This is a genomic window from Paenibacillus sp. 3LSP, from assembly GCF_032465655.1.
GTDB lineage: Bacteria > Bacillota > Bacilli > Paenibacillales > Paenibacillaceae > Fontibacillus > Fontibacillus barengoltzii.
Genome location: NZ_JAWDJI010000126.1, coordinates 1 through 3,377, shown reverse-complemented (window position 1 = coordinate 3,377; position 3,377 = coordinate 1). Strand labels below are relative to the sequence as shown.

Below are 3,377 nucleotides of genomic sequence, written 5' to 3'. Positions count from 1 at the left end.
AAATTACGTGAGTGAACCATTATCCTTCGGTAACATTTTTATATGAGTTGACACGGTTGTCTCATGGACATCGATGGAAAGGAGCTGGCTTAGGGGTATGGTCATGGGCGTAACAATCGCCGCGGCGGTCGTCATCGCGGTATTGCTGATTGCCTCCATGTTTTACACGACGAAGAAGGGCTATTCCCGCAAATGGGACGAGGAAGAATAAAGCGTTTTATTCCGTGGAATACACATCTTCTACAATCGTAGGCAAATAGACGCCGTCCGACACGGATGGCCCAAACGGCCAAGGAAAAGCGCCAGCCTGCCGGCTTAAAGTCTCCGCGCTTGGCGCCATCTGGCAGGCGCTGGTCAAGGCCAACAGCAGGATGGCCCCCGCTGCAGCAATCCAAAGGGATCGCGGCCGTTTCATCTCATTCTCCGGCGACGGGGTTTGATCGTTGTTGTTAGAACGGTTATGGTTATGGCCAATATGGCGATGATGGTGGTTCCAATGCATGTTCACTACTTCCTTCCTTAGGTGATGACTGTGCTGTTCTGTCTGATGTATGCGTGCCATGAATGGATCATTTATCGCAAGTAATGAGCGCATGAGCGTCTTGGATAAATGCAACGTTATGCCGTCATGTACCTTACCACTCGGACACGCGTTCCTTCTCCATTGTTGACAGGGGACAGACAGCTTATACTCTAGGAAAGTGTTGACAAGAACCCCGCCGCCTGATAAGATTATTTCTGTCTTCACTATAATTTTGATCTGCTAGCTCAGCTGGGAGAGCACCATCTTGACAGGGTGGGGGTCAGTGGTTCGAGCCCACTGCAGATCATAGCAAAAATCCCTTGAGGCGTAAGGCTTCAGGGGATTTTTTATTTTCTCTTTGTAGTCAACGATGCCCTCTGGTACTTAGGTGATCCGAATCAAGTTTGAAGAGTGTTTAATTCCCCCTTCTTCCCCCATAGATCTCTTCTTCCATAAATCTGGATTTTTTTAAAGGTATTGTATACTATTGGATTATGATGGAGGGATTCTTTTGAAAAAAATCATTGATGTCATTATCCTTGTTGTTATTCTATTCCTAGCTGGTGGTTGCGGAACTGGGGCAAAGTACAACGACATCTCCCCCATTGCTGAGGATGTCAAGCAAACTCCCGGAACTTCACCAAGCTTATCCATAAGAGATGGTGTAGCCGTATGGGACCCAGGCTCAAAGTGTTGCGAATCTTTTGAAGATACCTTGCTTGAAGTGCCCTTTGAGGTTCCTATTCCAAAAGTTCCTTTTCCGATTACCCATCAGTCTGCCGATATCGTCCCAGCTAACTTTGACTTGATCCAATTGACCTTTGCTAATGAAGAGCGAGGAGAGCAACTGATACTGGCTGTTTCAAATTCGCAGGTAAAGTCCAAACCGGATGGTAAAAAGGGGCCAAAATTAAGTGATGGCACACAAACCTGGATCCAAAGCACACCGAACTTAAGCGGGCTATATTGGAGAAATAATGGATTAACCTATGCATTAGCATCGAACAAGGTGGAAGATGGTGACTTTGTTCCTTTGTATAGTATCTCTGAACTCGTTCAGATTGCTAACTCTATTGTCCAACCTCCCCACCTCTAACGGACCGTACCGACCTTATTTGCTCATTTCCCGGAGATTTCCCGAGCTAACGGACTCAAGTGACCTTATTGAGCAAAAATACTCATCGATTCAACGCAACAGACCCGAATAAGGTCTCTGAGGTCCGTTAAAACGGGTAGGCTTGCGTCCGAACCCAAATAACGGCGCTGGTGTCCGTTAGCGCAACCGAGTTACTTGCATACGGTAACCTGCAACCGAGCTACCGCATACGGCTACTGGCATACGGCTACCAGCATACGGCTACTGGCAGACGGATGCCTGCATACGGCTGTCAAGCAACAACCCAACAGCGCCAACGACCAGCACTAAAACGACGGCCTAGCCGCCACCGGCTGGTCTCCTAACATCGCCACAAGCCCCCACAACAAAAACGTGCGCCCCAAAGGCGCGCGTTCTCGTTAAAGTATGTTACTGTCCCCATACGTCCTCTCGTCCCCCATTGCAACATCATGATTGCCTATCGTTGTATAAAGCGGAGGACGGATATCTTTTTGATGAAGAGAAGGATTCCCCTTCCATGGATAAAAGTGCCGATGGCCAGCCAAACTAAACGGACAGCGCCGGCCGGAAGCTGCGAGTTGCCCGGACGGACAAGCGCTCAAGTATAGTTGATGGAGGCACGTAAAACCGATGGTCAAAATCAAACTGGGAGCAGCGCTCACCATCGCCCTTGGCATTGCGCTTCTCTCTGCCCCTGTAACAGAGGCATCCTCCCCGGTTCATGGCAAGCAACGAAGCTATTATGAAGAACGCGGGGACATTGTATGGGAAGTGCCAACGCAAGAAAAATACATCGCCTTAACCTTTGATGACGGACCAGATGAACAGCAAACACCGAAAATCCTCGAGCTCCTGGAGAAGTATCATGCGAAGGCGACCTTTTTTGTCGTTGGTGACCGGGTGAAGCGATTCCCCGACATCGTGAAAATGGAACAAGCCGCCGGTCATGAAATCGGCAACCATTCCTATCACCATCCATCCTTACACCGACTGGGGTTGTCGGCCTTGAAGGAAGAGATGACCATGACCCAGGAAGCCGTTCTCGAGACCACCGGACGCAAACCGGTCCTCTTCCGTCCTCCGGGCGGATATTATAATGATGCTATCGTCGAACTAACCAAGCATCACAACCTGCAGATGATCCTCTGGTCCTGGCATCAGGATACGAAGGATTGGACAGCGCCCGGCGTACAACGAATCGTACGCAAGGTGCTGGACAACGCCCGCAACGGCGATATTATCCTGATGCATGATTACGTGTACAACAGCACGCAGACGATCGAAGCGCTAAAGGTCATCTTGCCGGAACTGCAACGCCGGGGTTATCGCTTCGTTACCGTATCCGAACTGCTGACGCATAAGGTGACGACGCCGGATCCTCAAATGAAAGAGAATCACTAAACTTCATTGGAAAGGAGCAGGCACTCATGGATAAAAAGCAGAACACCCTGCCTCCCGGGGAGGGCTCTGGTGTGGATCCGATCCCCGTTCCGAAGCACCCTACCGCAGCCACGGAGAAGCTCGAAGATTATGTTGGCGAGATGATGGAGGAATGGACGGAAACTTTGACGGGGGAATCGGAAAAAACGAATCAAAACAAAGATCAAGCCAAATAAGTGAAATCCTCCAACCATGCAACAAGACGGGATTCCAGCCCGCCTTGCTGTTTTATTTAAAAATTTATTTTCTCAAATTCTGATATTTGTGATTTAAATCACATATATAGTGAAAAAAATC

Annotated in this window: 4 protein-coding genes and 1 tRNA gene; 4 read left to right on the top strand and 1 reads right to left on the bottom strand. The window is 49.0% G+C overall.

The genetic code is table 11. The features are described from left to right. Window positions 1-217: 217 nt before the first annotated feature. Window positions 218-502: a hypothetical protein gene (locus tag RW092_RS10115; protein WP_316010137.1), complete on the bottom strand. Its 285-nt coding sequence runs from the start codon at window positions 500-502 to the stop codon at window positions 218-220. A 255-nt stretch (window positions 503-757) separates the two neighbouring features. Between RW092_RS10115 and RW092_RS10110 the strand changes: the two genes are divergently transcribed. The 4 genes from RW092_RS10110 to RW092_RS10095 all read left to right on the top strand — a co-directional run bounded on the left by RW092_RS10110 (window position 758) and on the right by RW092_RS10095 (window position 3,256). Then, window positions 758-830: transfer RNA gene (locus RW092_RS10110), tRNA-Val, on the top strand. 204 nt (window positions 831-1,034) lie between these two features. Beyond that, a complete protein-coding gene (locus RW092_RS10105) occupies window positions 1,035-1,619 on the top strand; it encodes a hypothetical protein (protein ID WP_085279904.1) in 585 nt (194 codons plus the stop codon). A gap of 651 nt (window positions 1,620-2,270) precedes the next feature. Next, window positions 2,271-3,041 (top strand): polysaccharide deacetylase family protein, encoded by a 771-nt coding sequence (locus RW092_RS10100; protein WP_316010136.1) that lies wholly within the window; start codon window positions 2,271-2,273, stop codon window positions 3,039-3,041. 26 nt (window positions 3,042-3,067) lie between these two features. After that, window positions 3,068-3,256 (top strand): hypothetical protein, encoded by a 189-nt coding sequence (locus RW092_RS10095; RefSeq protein WP_316010135.1) that lies wholly within the window; start codon window positions 3,068-3,070, stop codon window positions 3,254-3,256. Window positions 3,257-3,377: the final 121 nt, after the last annotated feature.

Coding starts and splice junctions, on each gene's coding strand:
- RW092_RS10100 (WP_316010136.1), top strand. CDS start 2,271: ATGGTCAAAATCAAACTGGGAGCAGCGCTCACCATCGCCCTTGGCATT.
- RW092_RS10095 (WP_316010135.1), top strand. CDS start 3,068: ATGGATAAAAAGCAGAACACCCTGCCTCCCGGGGAGGGCTCTGGTGTG.
- RW092_RS10115 (WP_316010137.1), bottom strand. CDS start 502: ATGCATTGGAACCACCATCATCGCCATATTGGCCATAACCATAACCGT.